Raw genomic sequence first — 16956 nt, 5'->3', positions numbered from 1 at the left:
TGTGCTCCGCGGGCTCGCCGACACTTTCCACTACGCTCACATATCTCTACAAACCGTGCATTTCTCTACATGAGGAGATCCAATGTCCGACGAGCACCTCAATCGGGTCGACGCGGAGCGCCTTCAGCTCTCCCGCGCGGTCTCCCAGGTGGTCAAGCAGGCGGCCACGATCCTGCAGCAGGAGCTGACCGACGGTTCGGGCCGTGCCACGGCCATGCAGAAGAAGTACGCGGCGACGAAGAAGGTCGACCCCAACGAGTTCCAGATGCTGAGCAGCCGCGTCCGCAAGGACGTGCACGACCTCATCGCGATGGCCGCGGAGATGTTCACCGAACTCAAGACCACTGAGGTCCAGTCGCTGGTGTCACGCATGGCCACCGACGCGCACGACGTGGTCGACACCACGATGAACCTCGTCGAGAACGCGCCCGCGACCGCCAAGACCCTGGCCAATCTCGGCTTCACCACGCCGCCGACGGGCCCCATGCCGGCGACGGGCGAGACGTCGGCGTCGGATCCCACTGCCGGTACCGCTGCCGAATCCGGTGCGGAATCCGGTGCGGAATCCGGCGGCGAACCACCGCGACCCGGCGTCTGAGAGGGCGGATCCATGACCGCTGAACCGGGCGTGGGCGTCGGTCCCTCAGCCGTGGAGTCGGTTCTCGCGCGCTACCGCGACCTCACCATCGCGCGACTGCTGTCCGGCATTCCGGACTCGACGCCGGACGAGCTGTACAGCCTCGTGCGCGACTACCCCAGCCGGTCCGGCAAGGGGCTGCGCCCGGCGCTGTGTCTGGCGGTGTGCCGGGCGCTCGGCGGCGACATCGAGAAGGCGATCGACTCGGCGGTCGCCATCGAACTCACCCACAACGCGTTCCTCATCCTCGACGACGTGCAGGACGGCAGCCAGATGCGCCGCGGCGCGCCGACGCTGCCCGCCGAGTACGGCCTCGGGGTCGCGGTCAACGTCGGCAGCGCGACCAATCTGCTGGCACTGCAGCACCTGATGGCCAACCGGTGGGCACTCGGCCCCAACCTCGCGTGGGCGATCCTCCAGGAGTCCGCGCTGATGATGCGGCACTCGCTGGAGGGGCAGGCGATCGAGGTCGGCTGGATCCGGAACAACGCCTGCGACCTCGCCGACGACGACTACTACCGGATGTGCATGAAGAAGTCGTCCTGGTACACGTGTATCCATCCGTGTCGTGTCGGCGCCCTCGTGGCCGAGGGAAAGCACAGCGCGACGGTCCGTTTCGACCGCTACGGCTGCTATCTCGGTGCCGCGTTCCAGATCCAGGACGACCTGCTCAATCTGACGGGTCACTACGCGCGGTACGGCAAGGAGATCTCCGGGGACCTCTGGGAGGGCAAGCGCACACTCGTCCTCATCGAGTACATGCGCCGGTGCACTCCGGCGCGACGGGCGCGGATGGAGCGGTTCCTGGGCAGGACCCGGGCCGAACGCACCGAGGACGAGGTGCAGTGGGTACGGGACGAACTGCTCGGCTCGGGGTGTGTCGAGACGGTACGGGCGAGGGCGCGGGCCCTTGCCGAGGAGGCGCACAGGGAGGCGCTGGAGGCGTTCGCCGACCATCCCGAGACCGAGGAGAGACAGTTCCTGCTCGACCTGCCGTTCTACATGGTGGAGCGGGACAGCTGAGCCGCCCTCGGTCCGGTCCGCTGGACGTCCGGTGGTCGTCCGGCGGATCAGAGGTCACAGGCCCGCGAGGGTGAACGCGGTCGCCGTGACGGAGCGGGCGACCGTCGCCGCGTGCTGGGGGCTGTGGTCCACGTCGACGAGGGTGTCGCCCGGGGTGTGGTACTTCCTGGTGCCGGTACCGTCCTGCTCGCCCGTCGGGCCGAAGAGGTCCTCGGAGACGGCGACGGCCGCCCATCCCCGCTCGTGGAAGCTGGCGTGGTCGCTCCGTCCGATCGCCGGATCGGAGGGGCCGGTGAGCTGTTGGACCGTCACCGTGGGGTCGATGGCGGGGAGGGTGTCCGCGAGGAGGGCGCCGAGGGCGTCGGACGCGCCGACGACCGGCCCCGGCACCGAGGAACCGGCGTGGATCTCGACCACGGGTGTGCTGCCCGGTTGGCGGCCCGCGATCATGTCCATCTGGAAGACACCGGCGATGCGGTCGTCCTCGGCCGCGGCGGCCCGCGCGTAGAACTTGCTGCCGACCATGCCTTGTTCCTCGGCGTTGAACAGTACGAAGCGGACGTTCCGCGTCGGTGTCCTGCCCTCTTCGAGCAGGTGGTGCAGGCATTCGGCCGCGGCCATGACGGCCGCGGTTCCGCTGCCGTCGTCGTCGGCGCCCGGCGCGGGGTCCACGGCGGGGTCGTAGGGGCGCGGGTCGCCGTTGTCGTCGACGAACTCACCGCCGGAGGCGGTGGAGTCCAGGTGCGCGGTGATGAGGACCGTCGAGTCCGCTCCGTCCACATGGTGCTCGGCTTCCACGTTGAACAGCCGGCGTCCCTGCCACCGGAACCGGTGCAGCCGCACCCTCAGGCCCAGGCCGAGGAAGCGGTCGGCGAGCGCCTCGACGACGCGTGGGTTGTCCTCGGCGGACGAGTGACGGCTGCGCACCAGCAGCGCCTCGCCCTCCCTGAGCGGTTCGACTCCGGAGATGCGCGCGACATGGCCGCGCAGCACCTCCGGGGTCACGGCGGCGCGTACCGCGGCGATCGTCCGCGGTGAGGCACGGCCGTCACCGGCCGCCGCGTCGGGCCCACCCGGCTCCGCGAGGTCTTCCGCCAAGCCCCCGGCGAGCCCGCGGGCCCACGCCTCGGCGGGCCGGGACAGGAGCGTCGGGTCCGGGAGCAGTCGCTCGGTGTGGCCCGGCTTCGCGCCCGGCAGGTGGACTTCCTCGATCGGGGCGTCGGCGGGCGCCGCCACGTAGACACCGCCGGGAGCGGGACCCAGCGGGAGCAGGGGCGAGGCCGTGGAGCCGGCGACCTCCTCGGCGACGATCGCGAAGGCGGACATGGCCCGGCTCGTCGCCGGGTCCTGGGCGCCCGCGAGGCCGTGGCCGGGGGCGAGGGGACGGTCGTCACGGATCAGGAAGGCCGCCGTGTCCCCCACCGGCCCCCGCAGGTCGACCGTGAATCCGGCCTGTTCCAGCGCCTCGGCACCGCGCGTGCTCACCATGGCCAGCACGAGCCGCGTCGAGGCGACGTGCACGGGGACGACCTCGCTCCGGTTGGCGACGGACTCCAGTGCGGACAGCTCCAGCCCTTCCGCCGGCTCGATCCGCGCCCACAGGACCGGACGGTTCTCCAGGGCGGCGCCGGTGAACACGGGATGCGCCGCCGTACGCAGTCCGGCCCGGCGGGCGAACGCGCGCTCCTGATGGTCCTCGCCCACGAAGACGCACTCGTCCGCGGCGGAGGCCGGATCGCCCCCGGCCGCCGTCCCGGCAACGGCTTCGTCGAAGATCGCCCGGCTGTTCTTGGGGCCCCAGTGGACGAGCGAGTCGTCCGTGAACCGGCCGGGAAACGCCTCGTGCAGGGCTGACGCCGCCCGCTCCGCGGCGCCTTCGCCCGAGCCCGGGTTGGAGATGACCCCCTTGCGCAGGTCGGGGAAGGCGTCGAGCACGGCGAGGACGCGGGGTCGTGGCCGCAGCGTCAACGATCCGTCCGCCTCCTCCCGGGCATCGGCCAGGGTCGCTCCTACGTCGAAGAAGAGCACGGGCATGGCGGTGCCTCCACGAACCACGAAGTGAACGGCCCGGAATCCGCGTGTGACCTGGTGGACCTTCCGGGCCGCCGCCCAGGTCCCCACTGCCGGACCGGGCTCCCGACCACTCCATCGTCCGCCTTCGGTTGCGCACGCGCATCCCGGGATGTAGGCGAAGGCCGTTCGACTTCGGACAGTTGAAGACGGCACGGAGCGGGGGCGTCGTGGATCAGTTGGGATTGCCGGCGTGCGTGAGCGTCGCCCACGCGTTGAAGTAGTTGTCCGTGCCCGACGGTCGGTGTGTCTCGGTGTACCTCTGGGTGTGGGACATCGCGATGCCGAGGCGGTGGTGCAGGGCGTTGAAGGCGACCTCGGTGACCCGGCCGAGCCCCTTGTCGACCGAGCCGCCGCACAGCCAGGAGGGTACGGCGGCGCCGTTCTCGTAGGCCGTGTGGAAGCCCAGTGCGTGACGCAGCCGGTCCTGGATCCGGGGGTAGAGGTCCTGGCCCTGGATCCGGCTGGTCTCCGCGATGTTCGCGAGGGAGGCGATGCCCCAGCCGGTGTGTCCGAAGTCGCGGCAGGTCTCCTGGGCGAGGCCGTCGGTGAAGGTGCTCTGCCCCTGCCAGTACTTGATGATCTCGGCGCTGGTGTCGATGCCGCTGCCGGCGGGTGGCTCGGGCAGGTCACCGTCGGCGTTCAGGTAGACGTACGCCGGTACGCGGGCGAGATAGGTGCGGACGGCCTTGTCGTAGGCGGCGCGGTCCTCGATGAAGACGGAGATGCCGAGCGCCGCCTCGGTCATGACCAGCTCCCAGTTGCCGTTCTTGGTCGACGCGCCGTTGATCACCTCGGGGAGGTAGACGTCGCGCAGCATGGTCGCGAAACGGCTCGCACCCGGCCAGCCGCCGTCGTAGGTGTACTTGATGATCTCGGCGGCGCGCGGCCAGGTGGACCCCGCCCAGCCGGTCTGCAGCGGGGCGTTGCTGTTGGTGTGGTCGGTGATGGTCGCGGACCAGGCGTCCATGATCTCGATGGACTTCCTGGCGTACCGGCTGTCCCGGGTGAAGTACCAGGCGAGAGCCTGCGTGTAGGCGGCGATGGCGTCCTGACGCTCGTCGGTGCAGCCGTTGTTGGGGTTGGACGACGAGCCGCACTCCACGACGGGCCGCGGTCTGGCGGTACGGGTCAACGAGGCGTAGGAGCTGGCCATCATGGCGTCGTAGGCGGCCTTCCAGGGCTGTTGGCCGGCCTGCACCTTCGACCGGGCGTGGTCGAGCTGACCCCGGCTCACCAGGACACCCGGGTGGGTGAAGGTGGCCGGTGCGGCCGTCGCGCGGGGGGCGGATCCGGTGAACTGAACGCTCAACAGGCCTGCCAGGAGGGCGAGTACACCGAGCAGGGCGGTTCTGGTGCGTGGCATCCGATGACCTCTTCCGTTCAGGAATGGGAACGCCGTTCCGAATACAGAAGCTTGGTCCGGACCATAAGAAGCAAGCGTGCACATGTCAACCGAGCGGCGCGCGCGAGGTGCGGGATGCGCGGGCGCTCCCCGCGCATCCCCTGTCATGCGTCATGGCACCGGCACTACTTCACGGATCCCGCCATCACCCCCTGGACGAAGTGCCGCTGGAAGGCGAAGAACACGGCGACCGGCACGATCAGGGACAGGAAGGCACCCGGGGCCAGCACGTCGATGTTGCTGCCGAACTGCCTGATCTGTGACTGGAGTTCCACGGTCAGCGGCTGTGCCGAGCTGTCGGCGAACAGGAGCGCCACCAACATGTCGTTCCACACCCACAGGAACTGGAAGATGGCGAGGCTGGCGATGGCCGGCCGGCCCACGGGCAGGACGAGACGGGTGAAGATGCGCCACTCGCCACCCCCGTCCATCCGGGCCGCCTCCAGCATCTCCTTCGGCATCTCGGCGAAGTAGTTCCGCAGCAGGAAGATCGCGAACGGCAGCCCGTAGGAGACGTGGAAGAGGACGACCCCCGGGATGGTGCCGAAGAGTCCCAGCTGACCGAAGAGTTTGGCCACCGGCAGCAGGCCGATCTGCACCGGCACCACCAACAGGGCGACCACCAGCAGGAAGAGCGGGTCGCGGCCGGGGAAGTCCAGCCAGGCGAAGGCATACCCGGCGAGGGCCGCGATGACGACGACGAGGACGGTCGTGGGCACCGAGATCAGGACCGTGTTCCAGAACGCCTGGGTGATGCCCGAGTTGCCCAGCAGCGCCGAGTAGTTGTCGAGGGACAGCTGCCCCGGACTGGTGAGCGCCGTCCACCAGCCGCCCGTGGCCGTGTCCTCGGTGGACCTGAGGGAGGACAGGAGCAGCCCGGCGAGCGGGGTGAGCCAGATCAGACCGACGACCACGAGGAAGGCCTGGACGAGACTGTTGCCGAGCGCCCGCCTGAGCGCGGTGACGTTCATCGCTGACTCCCTTTGAAGCGGCGGACGTTGAAGACCATCGCGGGCACGACCAGCAGGAGGAGCAGAACGCCGAGCGCGCTGCCCAGCCCTTGGTCGTTGCCGCCGCCGAAGGACACCAGCCACATCTGGGTGGCGAGCACGGTGGCGTCCTCCTGCACCGGCCCCGGCGCGATGATGTAGACGAGGTCGAAGACCTTCATCACGTTGATGACGAGGGTCACGAAGACCACGGTCAGTACGGGGGCCAGCAGCGGCACCGTGATCCGGCGGAACACCTGCCACTCGTTGGCGCCGTCCATCCGCGCCGCCTCCAGGGTGTCCCGTGGCAGGGTCGACAGACCGGCGCCGATGAGCACCATCGCGAAGCCGGTCCAGATCCACAGGTAGGCGCCGATGACGGCCGGGGTGACGAGCGTCGGACCGAGCCAGGAGATGCCCTCGTAGGGCGGGGCGAAGTTGGAGCCGGGGAGCGTGACGGTGTACGAGCCCGCCTCCAGGTCCGGGAAGCGGAAGGAGCCGTCGGACGCCGTGGTCGTGCTCGCGACCGTCCTCCCCTCGCGCACCGCCTCGACCTTCATCGCCGGCAGTCCGCTCTCCCGGCGGTCCACCGCGCCCTGCTCGCCTCCACCGCCAGGGGTGAAGTCCAGGTAGACGACGCCGCGCAGCTCGTCGGGGCCCGCCGCACGGGCCGCCGCCGCGTGCGCGGGTGCCGCGCCGTCGAGGTCCTTCGGCGCGACGCCGACCAGGCCGAGCGCCACCGTGTCGCCGGGCGACACGGTCTCGGTCGTACGGTACGAACCGCCGCCGCCCGCGGTGAGGCCCTGTCCGTCACGCGCGCGGGCCGTGGGGTAGGAGGAGGTGCCCTGGAAGGCGTCGTGGACGCCGACGACCGCCGCGTTGAGGACGCCCTTGTCGGGGTCCTCGTCGTAGGCGAGCCGGAAGATGATGCCGGCGGCCAGGAAGGAGACGGCCATCGGCATGAAGAGCAGCAGCTTGAACGCCGTGGCCCAGCGGACCTTCTCGACCAGCACCGCGAGGATCAGCCCCAGCCCGGTGAGCAGGGCGGGCGCCACCACGACCCAGACGGTGGTGTTGCGCACGGCCTTGAGGGTGGCCGGGTCACGGAACATCTCGGTGTAGTTGTCGCCGCCCACGAACCGTGTGCCGGAGGCGTCGAAGAAGCTGCGGCCGACCGAGAACAGCACCGGGTAGAGGACCAGGGCGCCGAGCAGGAGCAGCGCGGGAAAGACGAAGAGCAGGGCGACGATCCGGCCCCGCCGCCGGGCGCGCCGCTCGGGAGCGGCGGTTCCGGCGGCGGGCGGACCGGCCACCTTCGTGAGTGTGGCGGTCATCGCGGTCAGCCCTGGTAGGCCTTGGCCGCGGCGCTCTCCAGCCGGGTCGCGGTCGCCTTCGGGTCGGACGGGTCACGCAGGAAGTCCTGGAGTATCTTCCACTCCCCCGCGCCCTTCGTGCCGCCGAACGCCGCCGGTGCCTGGTCGGACATGTCGAAGCGGACCGAATCACCCGCCTCGATCAGGGACTTGGCGGTCGAGCGGGTGACGTCGTCGCCGTAGGAGGAGAGGTCGAGTCCCTTGTTCGGGGACAGGAAACCGCCCGCCTCGGCCCACACGGCGGCGGCCTCGGGGGTCGCCAGGTACTCCAGGAGGGCCATGCCGGCCTTGGTGTTCTTGCCGTCCTTCAGGACGACGGCCGCGTCACCGCCGCTGACCACGGGCGCCTTCCCGCCGCCGACCGGCGGGAAGGGGAAGAAGTCCGCGTCCTCGCCGATCTTCCGGCCGAACTGGTCCTTGGCGACACCGGCGACGAAGTCGCCCTCGTAGACCATGCCGGCCTCGGGCTCGGGGCCGAAGACCTTCTCGACGGAACCGGGGAAGTCCGTGTTCAGGGCGCCCTTCTGCCCGCCGGCCAGGAGCTGCTTGTCCTCGAAGAGGTCGCCGAGGGTGGTGAGCGCGTCGACCACGCTCTGGTCGGTCCACTTCAGCTCGTGCGCGGCGAGGGCGTCGTACTTCTCGGGGCCGGCCTGGGAGAGGTAGACGTTCTCGAACCAGTCGGTGAGCGTCCAGCCGTCCTGTCCGGCGACGGAGAAGGCGGCGAGGCCCGAGTCGGAGACGGTGCGCCCGGCCCGCAGCATCTCGTCGTACGTCTTCGGCGGCTGGACGCCCGCCTGGTCGAGGGCGTCGGGGCTGTACCAGACGGTCGACTTGTGGGCCGCCTTGAAGTACAGGCCGTAGAGGGTGCCGTCGACGCTGCCGTAGTCCTTCCAGACGCTCGCGTAGTCGGCGTCGACGGACTTGGCGGTGGTGGCGGACAGCGGCTTGAGCCAGCCCGCCTCGGCGAACTGCTGGAGCACGCCGACCTGCGGGACCATCACCACGTCGGGGGCGTTGCCGCCCTCGATCTTGCTGCCGACGACGGTGGAGACGTTGTCGCCGGTGGACACGAACTGGGTCTTGGCGCCGGTCTTCTCGGTGAAGGCGTCCAGGACCTTCTGGAAGTTCTTCTGCTCGGTGCCGGACCACACGCCGGCGACGGAGACGGTCTGGCCGCCGAGCGGCTTGTCGCCGCCGCCCGCAGCGACGGGGTCCCCGCCTCCGCAGGCGGTCGCGCCGAGCGCCAGCGTGAGGACGAGGGCGGTACCGCTCGCGGGCAGGGTGGTACGTGGTCGCATCATCGTCGATGTCCCTTCGGGAGGTGATGGAGCAGACGGCCAGAACGGGGCGGGCCGGTGCGGGAGGTGTGGGAGGTGTGGGGCTCAGGAATCGGTGTCGTCGCCGATCCACCAGGCGGCCGTGGCGCCGGGGAGGACCCCGGCCGGGCAGGGGCCGCTGGACAGCAGAGGGGTGCCGGGAACGGGCGCCGGCGCGGGTGCCGTTCCGAAGTTGACCGCGCAGACCAGGCCGTCGCCGCGGACGAAGCCGAGGACACCGGGCTGGGTGTCCAGCCAGCGCAGCGTGCCCTCGCCCAACTGGGGCAGGGCCGCGCGCAGTTGCAGTCCGTCGCGGTACAGGTGCCAGAAGGACCGGGTGTCGGCGAGGGCCCGGTCGGTGGCGTACTCGGCGAAGTACTCGGGCTGCGGCAGCCAGGGCTTGGCGCCCTCCACCCCGGAGGTGAAGCCGAAGGGTGAGGCCTGCCCGGACCACGGCAGCGGGACCCGGCAGCCGTCCCGGATGCGGGCACGGCTTCCGGTACGGCGGAAGATCGGGTCGGTGAGCACGTCGTCGGGCAGGTCGACCACCTCGGGCAGGCCCAGCTCCTCGCCCTGGTAGATGTACGCGGCGCCGGGCAGGGCCAGCATCAGCAGGGCGGCCGCGCGGGCGCGGGCGGCGCCGAGGCCGCTGCCCTCGGTGGCCGGTTCGCCGTAGCGGGTGACGGTGCGGACCTGGTCGTGGTTGTTCAGGACCCAGGTGACGGTCGAGCCGGTGCCGGCGATGTCCTGCATGGCCTCGGTGATGACCTTGCGGAAGGCGTCGGCGTCCCAGGAGGCGCTCAACAGGTCGAAGAAGAAGGCCTGGTGCAGTTCGTCGGGGCGGACGTACCGGGCGTGTTCGCGGGCCGTCGGGACGGAGACCTCGCCGACCAGGAGCCGCTCCCGGCCGTCGTGTGCCGTGTACTCCTCGCACACCGCGCGCCAGTGCCGCCAGACGTCGTGGACCTCGGGCTGGTTCCAGGCGAGCGGGTTGACCGAGTCGCGGGTGCGGGCGTCGGCCTCCGGGTCCGGCGAGTCGGGCAGCTCGGGGTGTTTGAAGAGCCCCGCGGCGACGTCGATGCGGAAGCCGTCGACGCCCCGGTCGAGCCAGAAGCGCAGGACGCCGTCGAAGTACGCGCCGACCTCGGGGTCACGCCAGTTCCAGTCGGGCTGCTCGGGCGTGAACATGTGCAGGTACCACTGGCCGGGGCGGCCGTCGGCCTCCGTGACGCGGGACCAGGCCGGGCCGCCGAACATGGCGTGCCAGTTGTTGGGCGGTTCGGCCCCGTCCGGTCCCCGCCCGTCGGCGAAGTGGAAGCGGGAGCGGGCCGTGCCGCCGGGCGGTCCGGCGAGCGCCTCGCGGAACCAGGGGTGCTCGCTGGAGCAGTGGTTGGGGACGATGTCGAGCAGGACCTTGATGCCCAGCCGCCGGGCGTCCGCCACCAGCCGGTCGAACTCGGCGAGATCACCGAAGAGCGGGTCGACGTCGCGGTAGTCGGCGACGTCGTAGCCGTGGTCGTGCTGCGGCGAGGGGTAGAAGGGGCTGAGCCAGATCCCGTCGACGCCCAGTTTCCTCAGGTACGGCAGTCCGGCCCGGACTCCGGCGAGATCGCCGACGCCGTCGCCCGTGCTGTCCAGGAAGCTGCGGACGTACACCTGGTAGATCACTGCGTCGCGCCACCAGCGACGACGTGTGTCGATGTGCTTGGAGCTCACCCGTTGACCTGTCTGTGCGACCTGACGGTTATGCATGCATGTTAGGTAGGCATGTCGAGGAGGTGTCAACGAGTAGACAGAAGCTACCGGGCAGTTGGGCAGCCAAATGCGGACTTATCAGGTCAGCCGAATGCCACATGAGACACGCGCGTTACCTAACATGTAACTAGGGGGGTGTCGGGGGAAGAACTAGCCCCGGGAGATCGCCGCGAGTTCGCGGGTCAGTCGCCGCACCGCCGCCTCGGGCGTGCGGTGCCCGGCCATGGCGTCGTGCACGACCGCCTGGACGACCATGCTGACCTGGTCGTATCGCGGGCTCTTCGGGCGGGGGGCGGCCGCGAGAACGCTCGCGCGCAGCGTCGGCAGGTAGGGGAACTCCCGGACCAGTTCAGGATCCTCGTACAGCTCCGCGCGTACGGGTGGCAGCGCGCCCCGCGTGAGGACCTGCCGCTGGACGCGCTCGCCGGTGAGATACGCGATCAGGCGCGCGGCGGTGTCGGGGTGTTCGGCGTGGGCGCCGACGGCCAGGTTGGAGCCGCCGAGCACACTGGTTCCGGGCCCGTTCGGACCCGGCAGCGGCACGGCGCCGATCTTCCCGGCGACCGCGGAGCCCTCGGCGGAGGCGCTGACGTACGCGTAGGGCCAGTTGCGCAGGAAGAGCAGCCGGCCGTCCTGGAACGCCCGCCTGGACTCCTCCTCCTTGTACTCCAGCGCCTCGCGGGGGATCCAACCCTCGCGCACACCGCGGGCGAGGAAGCCGATCCCCTCGCGGGCCGCCGAGCCGACGGTGACGCGTTCGCCCTCGTCGCCGAGGATGGTGCCACCCGCCGAGTACACGGCCTCGGCCGCGTTGACGGTGAGGCCCTCGTAGGGCAGGAACTGGCCCGCATAGCCGCCGAGTCCGTGCCGGGGCGCGATGGTCTTCGCGTAGCGCTCCAGGTCGGCCCAGGTGCGGGGCGGCGGGACGCCCTCCTCCGCGAGGACGTCCGAGCGGTAGAGGAGCAGGCCGGCGTTGGTGACGTACGGGACGGCGTAGAGCTGTCCGTCGTATGTCGCCGTGTCCACGACCGGCGGGAGGAAGCTGCCGAGCGGGAAGCGGTTCCTCGGCAGCGGGCGGATCCAGTCGGCGGCCGCGAACTCCGAGGTCCAGGTGACGTCGATGTTGAGCACGTCGAAGCGGCCGCGTTCACCGGCGCGCAGGTCGGTGATCATCTGGGCGCGGGTCTCGTCGGCGGAGTCCGGCAGTTCGACCAGGGTGACCTTCTCCCCGGGGTGAGCGCGGTTCCAGCCCTTCAGGAGCGGGCCGAGATAGCCGGTGAGGTCACCCGCGGTGGCGAGGGTCAGCGGACCCCGGCCCCTGAGTCCGCCGTCGGCCTGGGCGCCCGAGGCCCCATAACCGGCCAGAACGACCGCGAGGACGAGAAGGCCCCTACCGGCGGCGCGTATCCACCGCATAGGTTCCTCCCTGTACACCGGCACCGGGCACCTTCGCCCGGAGTCAGAGGCCATGTATACCTGTTAGGTATGGGCGATACTAGGGCCTGGAACACAATACGAGGCTGCGAGGAGGACAGCTCGAGTGCGCCTGCCCCTCCTGGCCCTGCTGGCGCGCGGCCCGGCCCACGGCTACGAGCTCAAGCAGGACCTTGAGCAACTGCTGGGCGCCGCGTACCCTCAGCCGAACGTCGGCCAGATCTATGTGACCCTCGGCCGCCTCGAGAAGTCGGGCCTGATCGAGGGCGAGGAGGTCGAGCAGTCGAGCCGGCCCAACAAGAAGATCTACCACCTCACCGACGCCGGGCGGGAGGCGCTGCGCGCCTGGTACGAGGAGACGGCGGACGAGCCGCGGGTCCGGGACGAGTTCTTCATGAAACTCGCGCTCGCCCCGCAGACCGGTCTCGCCGACCAGATCGCCCTGATCAACAGACAACGGCGCCACTACCTGAACACCATGCGCAACCTGTCGAAGCTCTCCACAGCCGAGAACGGCCGGGACAACCGTGTCTCCCGGCTGCTGATCGAGGGCGCCATGCTGCACCTCCAGGCCGACCTCGACTGGCTGGAGCGCTGCCAGGAGGAACTGGAGGAGCCTCGGTGAGCCACGCGCCCATCCCTGTGCTGCGGGCCGAGGGCCTCGTCAAGACCCACCACGGGCAGGGCGCGCCCGCCCATGCCGTGCGCGGCGTGGACCTGTGTGTGCGCGAGGGCGAGTTCGTGGCCGTCACCGGTCCGTCCGGGGCGGGCAAGTCGACGCTGCTGCATCTGCTCGGCGGGTTGCAGCGCCCGGACAGCGGCAGCGTCTGGCTGGGTGGCGAGCCCACGGACGACTACAGCGAGGCGCGCTGGGCCGTCGAGCGCCGACGCCGTATCGGCATCGTGTTCCAGTTCTTCAACCTGGTCTCCGACCTGTCCGTCGCGGACAACGTGGAACTTCCGGCACTGCTGGCCGGGGCCTCCGCCAAGCGGGCGCGCGCCGAGCGCGAGGAACTGCTGGCCGAGCTGGGCCTCACGGGCAAGGAGCGGAGCATGCCGGGCGAACTCTCCGGCGGCGAGCAGCAGCGCGTGGCGCTCGCCCGGGCCCTGGTGAACCGGCCCCCGCTGCTGCTGGCCGACGAGCCGGCGGGCAGCCTGGACAGCAAGGGGACCCGCGAGGTGACGCGCGTGCTGTCCCGTTTCCACCGGCGGGGGCAGACGATCCTCCTGGTCACGCACGACGCACGGCTGGCGAGTGCGGCGGACCGGGTCATCAGCTTCTTCGACGGCCGCATCGCCGACGACGTCGAGCTGGACGGCACACCGACGCCCGGCGCGGGGGTCCCCGCCGTGCTGGAGCTGAAGGACTGACCGATGCGAGCCATGTTGCGCTGGGCGCACTCGGACCTGCGGACCCATCGCGGTGAGGCGCTGTTCCTGGTCCTCGCCACCGTCGGCGTCGTCACCTCCCTGCTGCTGGCGGCGGCCCTCTTCGGCTACGCGACGAACCCCTGGCAGCGCGTCTTCACCCAGTCCCGGGGCGCCCATGTGTGGATCCACACCGCCGCCTCCACCGACGCCTCGGACCTCACCGCGCTGGACGACCTGGACGGGGTCGAGGCCGTGGCGGGCCCCTACCCGACCACCGCCACCACGGTCGCCTCCCGCGGCACCCGCGCCCCGGTCGAACTGCGCGGTACCGGCGAGCGGCCCGTCACCGGCCGCCCGCTGCTCACCTCCGGCCGTTGGCTGGATGCCGACAGGCCCGACGGGGTGGTGCTGGAGAGCCGCCTCGCCCAGGCGCTGCTGGCCGGGCCCGGGGACGTCCTCACCCTGCCGGGGAACGCCAAGCCCCTGACCGTCCTCGGTGTCGCCGACAGCGCCGAACCCGGCTACCGCAAGGGCGAGCGGCCCGGGCTTGCCTGGGTGGCGCCGGCGGCCCTGCCCCGTACCGGCGCCGTCGGCGGCCAGGTGATCGGACTGCGGCTGACCGACCCGGACGCCACCGACTACGCCGTCCAGCGTGCCGTCACCCTGCTCGGTGCCGGTGCCGTCAGCGAGGTGTCCTCCTGGCAGCAGGCGCGGTCCGAGGCCCAGGGCGGCGATCGGCTGCTCGGCCAGGTGCTGGGGCTGTTCGGACTCGGCGCGCTGGTCGCCGCGGGGCTCGCCGTGCACGGGGCGATCGGCACCCGGATCCGAGGGCATCTGCGGGACATCTCGATCCTGAAGGCGATCGGTTTCACCCCGGGCCAGCTGGTGCGCGTCTTCTTGCTCCAGCACCTCGCCTACGCCCTGCTGGGGGCGCTGGCCGCGGCAGCGCTCACCGAGGCGCTGGGTCCCCGGCTGCCGGGCCGGCTCGGGGACGCGGTCGGTGTGTGGCAGGGGCTGCCCGGACACACGGCCGCGCTCGTCGCGGTGCCGGTGGCGGTGGTGCTGTTCATCGGCGCGACCACCGGCCTGGCGGCCTGGCGGGCGGGGCGGGTGCCCCCGGTGCCGGTGCCCCGGACCGCCGTACCGGCCGGCGGACGCCTGTCCGCCGCAGCGCGCCGGGCGCTGGCCCTGAGGCTGCCGCCCGCGCTGGTCCTCGGCTGGCACAAGGCGTTCACCCGCCGACCGCGCACCCTGGCGACCGTCGCCCGACTCGCGCTGCCGTTGACGCTGATCGTGGTGGCGATGAGCGCGTGGACGACCATCGACCGCTTCCACAGCCGTCCGGAGCGGATGGGTCTGCCCGCCGCGCTGACCGTGCACGTCGACGACGGCACGCCCGCCCCCGCGACACGGGCCCTCCTGGCCCGTCATCCCGAGGTGACCGCCGCCCATCCCGGTGTCGAGGTGGCCGCGCTGGTGCCGGGGCAGACGGCCACGATCGCGTTGCGCGGCCTCGGCACGGACGAGGACCCCTACCCCTTCGCGCTGGCCGAGGGCCGTACCGCCCGGGGACCCGACGAGGCGGTGGCCGGGCAGGGCCTGCTGGACCTGCTGGACGTGCGCGTCGGCGACTGGGTGCGCATGACGGTGGGCGGCCGCCCGCAGATCCTGCACATCGTGGGCCGCAGCATCGAACCGGACAACGCCGGCCGCGTGGTCTCCACCTCCCTCGACACCCTCCGGGAGAACGACCCGGGGCTGCGCCCCACGCTCTACCAACTGCGCCTGCGCCCTGACGCCGATCCGGACGCGGTCGCCGCCGATCTGACCCGCACGGCGGGCCGAGGACAGCTGGACGTGCACGCCGTGACGAACCCCGTCGACGGCCTCTCGCCGCTGCGGGGTGTCGTCGTCGGTCTGCTCGGCGTTCTCGCGCTCATCGGGCTCGTCGAACTGCTGACCGTCATCGGCGGCACCGTGCGCGAGGGCGAACGGGACCTGCTGGCGCTCAAGGCGGCCGGGCTGTCACCGCGCCAGATCACCGCGATCACCGTGACCTCCACGGGCTGCACCGCCCTGGCCGCGATCGCGGTCGCCCTGGCGCTGGGGCTCCCCCTCGCGCGCTGGCTGATCGACGCCCAGGGCCGGTCCAGCGGCGTCGGGGCCGGCATCGCGCAGAGCCCCTCCCCCGTGGCGCTGTCCGCCTTCGGGGCCGCGGCGCTCCTGGGGGCGCTGGCCCTCGCCGCCGTCCCCGCGGCCCGCGCCGCCCGCCGACGCCTCGCGGACACGCTGAGCGCGGTGGCGTAGCGGCCTTCGTCCTCCGACCCGACCGGATCAGCACACCGAACGAGCGGGCGCCTCGGTCCTCCTGGCCTCCTGGCCTTCGGCCACGGGAGACGGCGGCTCTCAGTCGGGACTGCCGTGCCAGTCCAGTACCACGACCGTGGCGTCGTCCTTGAGTTGGCCGTGGCAGGCGTCGAGCACCGCGGCGGTCAGGCTGCGGACGACTTCCCTCGGATGCAGCGCGCGGGTCTCCCGCAGGACCGAGAACAGATCGGCGGCCGCCGCGCCGCGGTCCTGCATCCCGTCGGTGAGCAGTATCAGGCGGTCGCCGGGACGCAGTCGCAGTTCCTGCACGCGGTAGGGGACGGGTGCCGACACTCCGAAGGGCAGATTGACGGCGAGTTCGACCTCCTCGACGACGCCGTCACGCAGCCGCAGGGGCCAGGGGTGTCCGGCGTTGACCAGTTCGCACAGGCCGGTGTCGAGTTCGACGCACAGCAACTGTCCGGTGGCCAGGCCCCGGCTGTGGCGCAGCAGGGCCTGATGGGCGTGGTTCGCCTGTCTGAGCGCGTCGCAGCCGCTGCGGCGCGCCTGCCGCAGCGCGCCGACCAACAACGTGGCGAGCAGGGCGGATTGCGTGTCGTGGCCCATGGCGTCGGTGATGGACAGGTGCAGGGTGTCGCGGTCGAGCGTGTAGTCGTAGGTGTCGCCCCCGATGTCGTCGGCCGGGACGAGGCCGGCCGCGAGGGTGAACTGGGCCGCCTCGCAACAGGGGGACGAGGGAAGCAGCTGATGCTGGATCTCGGCGGCCAGACTGGTGCGGGTGGTGCGTCTGCCGAGGTGGTAGAGATCGGTGAAGCGGCGGTCCGTGACGATGATGTAGGCCAGCGCGTGTGCCGCGTCGCGGACCTGTCGGAGCACGGTGTCCGGGGTGTACTGCAGGGTCACCTCCAAAATGCCGATGCAGTCACCGCGGTTGGTGACCGGCGTGATGACGCGTTGGCCGCCCTGTCCGTCCGGCTCCACGTGCTGGCGCTGGCTCCGCAGAACGTCGTCGTAGACGCTGCCGCGCAGATCGAGCGGCTCGGCCCGGTCCAGGACCTCACCGCCGGGCGCGGTGAGCCGCACCAGCCGCTGCCCCATGAGGTCGGCGAACAGAAACGACACACGCTGCGCACCCAGCCGCTTCTGCAGATCGTGCGCCACGACTTCGACGGAATCGCCGGGTGGGGCCGCCTCCGCAGCGGCCAACAACGCACCCAGTTCCAGGTCTGCACCTTCCACGACAACCTCCGATCGG

13 protein-coding genes are annotated in these 16956 nt (G+C 71.4%); 5 read left to right on the top strand and 8 right to left on the bottom strand.

Annotated elements, in window-relative coordinates:
* Nucleotides 1-82: 82 nt before the first annotated feature.
* Both RM704_RS01260 and RM704_RS01255 read left to right on the top strand, forming a co-directional pair.
* On the top strand, nt 83-598 hold the full coding sequence (locus tag RM704_RS01260; protein WP_033528780.1) for a hypothetical protein: 516 nt from the start codon (nt 83-85) through the stop codon (nt 596-598).
* A 12-nt stretch (nt 599-610) separates the two neighbouring features.
* Nucleotides 611-1660 (top strand): polyprenyl synthetase family protein, encoded by a 1050-nt coding sequence (locus RM704_RS01255; protein WP_052146174.1) that lies wholly within the window; start codon nt 611-613, stop codon nt 1658-1660.
* A 54-nt stretch (nt 1661-1714) separates the two neighbouring features.
* Here RM704_RS01255 and RM704_RS01250 read toward each other — a convergent pair whose 3' ends face one another.
* The 7 genes from RM704_RS01250 to RM704_RS01220 all read right to left on the bottom strand — a co-directional run bounded on the left by RM704_RS01250 (nt 1715) and on the right by RM704_RS01220 (nt 11984).
* On the bottom strand, nt 1715-3694 hold the full coding sequence (locus RM704_RS01250; RefSeq protein ID WP_033528879.1) for a M20/M25/M40 family metallo-hydrolase: 1980 nt from the start codon (nt 3692-3694) through the stop codon (nt 1715-1717).
* 211 nt (nt 3695-3905) lie between these two features.
* Complete coding sequence (locus tag RM704_RS01245; protein ID WP_033528779.1) at nt 3906-5096, bottom strand: alginate lyase family protein; 1191 nt, start codon at nt 5094-5096, stop codon at nt 3906-3908.
* A gap of 164 nt (nt 5097-5260) precedes the next feature.
* Nucleotides 5261-6106 carry a carbohydrate ABC transporter permease gene (locus RM704_RS01240; RefSeq protein ID WP_033528778.1) on the bottom strand — a complete coding sequence of 282 codons (846 nt, stop codon included), beginning with the start codon at nt 6104-6106 and terminating at the stop codon, nt 5261-5263.
* Nucleotides 6103-7458: an ABC transporter permease subunit gene (locus tag RM704_RS01235; RefSeq protein WP_033528777.1), complete on the bottom strand. Its 1356-nt coding sequence runs from the start codon at nt 7456-7458 to the stop codon at nt 6103-6105. The genes RM704_RS01240 and RM704_RS01235 overlap by 4 nt, the downstream gene beginning before the upstream one ends.
* Nucleotides 7459-7463: 5 nt before the next feature.
* Nucleotides 7464-8798: an ABC transporter substrate-binding protein gene (locus RM704_RS01230; RefSeq protein ID WP_033528776.1), complete on the bottom strand. Its 1335-nt coding sequence runs from the start codon at nt 8796-8798 to the stop codon at nt 7464-7466.
* Nucleotides 8799-8879: 81 nt separating this feature from the next.
* Nucleotides 8880-10565 (bottom strand): glycoside hydrolase family 13 protein, encoded by a 1686-nt coding sequence (locus tag RM704_RS01225; protein WP_311588778.1) that lies wholly within the window; start codon nt 10563-10565, stop codon nt 8880-8882.
* Between the two features lie 153 nt (nt 10566-10718).
* Nucleotides 10719-11984, bottom strand: coding sequence for an ABC transporter substrate-binding protein (locus tag RM704_RS01220; RefSeq protein WP_033528775.1), 1266 nt, complete (start codon nt 11982-11984; stop codon nt 10719-10721).
* Nucleotides 11985-12108: 124 nt separating this feature from the next.
* Between RM704_RS01220 and RM704_RS01215 the strand changes: the two genes are divergently transcribed.
* Genes RM704_RS01215 through RM704_RS01205 form a run of 3 tightly spaced genes read left to right on the top strand, consistent with a single transcriptional unit; the run spans nt 12109 to nt 15680 of the window.
* Nucleotides 12109-12627 carry a PadR family transcriptional regulator gene (locus RM704_RS01215; protein ID WP_033528774.1) on the top strand — a complete coding sequence of 173 codons (519 nt, stop codon included), beginning with the start codon at nt 12109-12111 and terminating at the stop codon, nt 12625-12627.
* A complete protein-coding gene (locus RM704_RS01210; protein ID WP_033528773.1) occupies nt 12624-13373 on the top strand; it encodes an ABC transporter ATP-binding protein in 750 nt (249 codons plus the stop codon). The genes RM704_RS01215 and RM704_RS01210 overlap by 4 nt, the downstream gene beginning before the upstream one ends.
* 3 nt (nt 13374-13376) lie before the next feature.
* Nucleotides 13377-15680, top strand: a complete 2304-nt coding sequence (locus tag RM704_RS01205; protein WP_033528772.1) for an ABC transporter permease — start codon at nt 13377-13379, stop codon at nt 15678-15680.
* A 99-nt stretch (nt 15681-15779) separates the two neighbouring features.
* Here RM704_RS01205 and RM704_RS01200 read toward each other — a convergent pair whose 3' ends face one another.
* Nucleotides 15780-16940, bottom strand: a complete 1161-nt coding sequence (locus RM704_RS01200; RefSeq protein WP_033528771.1) for a PP2C family protein-serine/threonine phosphatase — start codon at nt 16938-16940, stop codon at nt 15780-15782.
* Nucleotides 16941-16956 lie beyond the last annotated feature (16 nt).

This window comes from Streptomyces gottesmaniae, from assembly GCF_031845845.1.
GTDB lineage: Bacteria > Actinomycetota > Actinomycetes > Streptomycetales > Streptomycetaceae > Streptomyces > Streptomyces akebiae.
The sequence above is the reverse complement of the archived record's forward strand: the minus strand, read 5'-3'. Positions and strand labels throughout refer to the sequence as shown.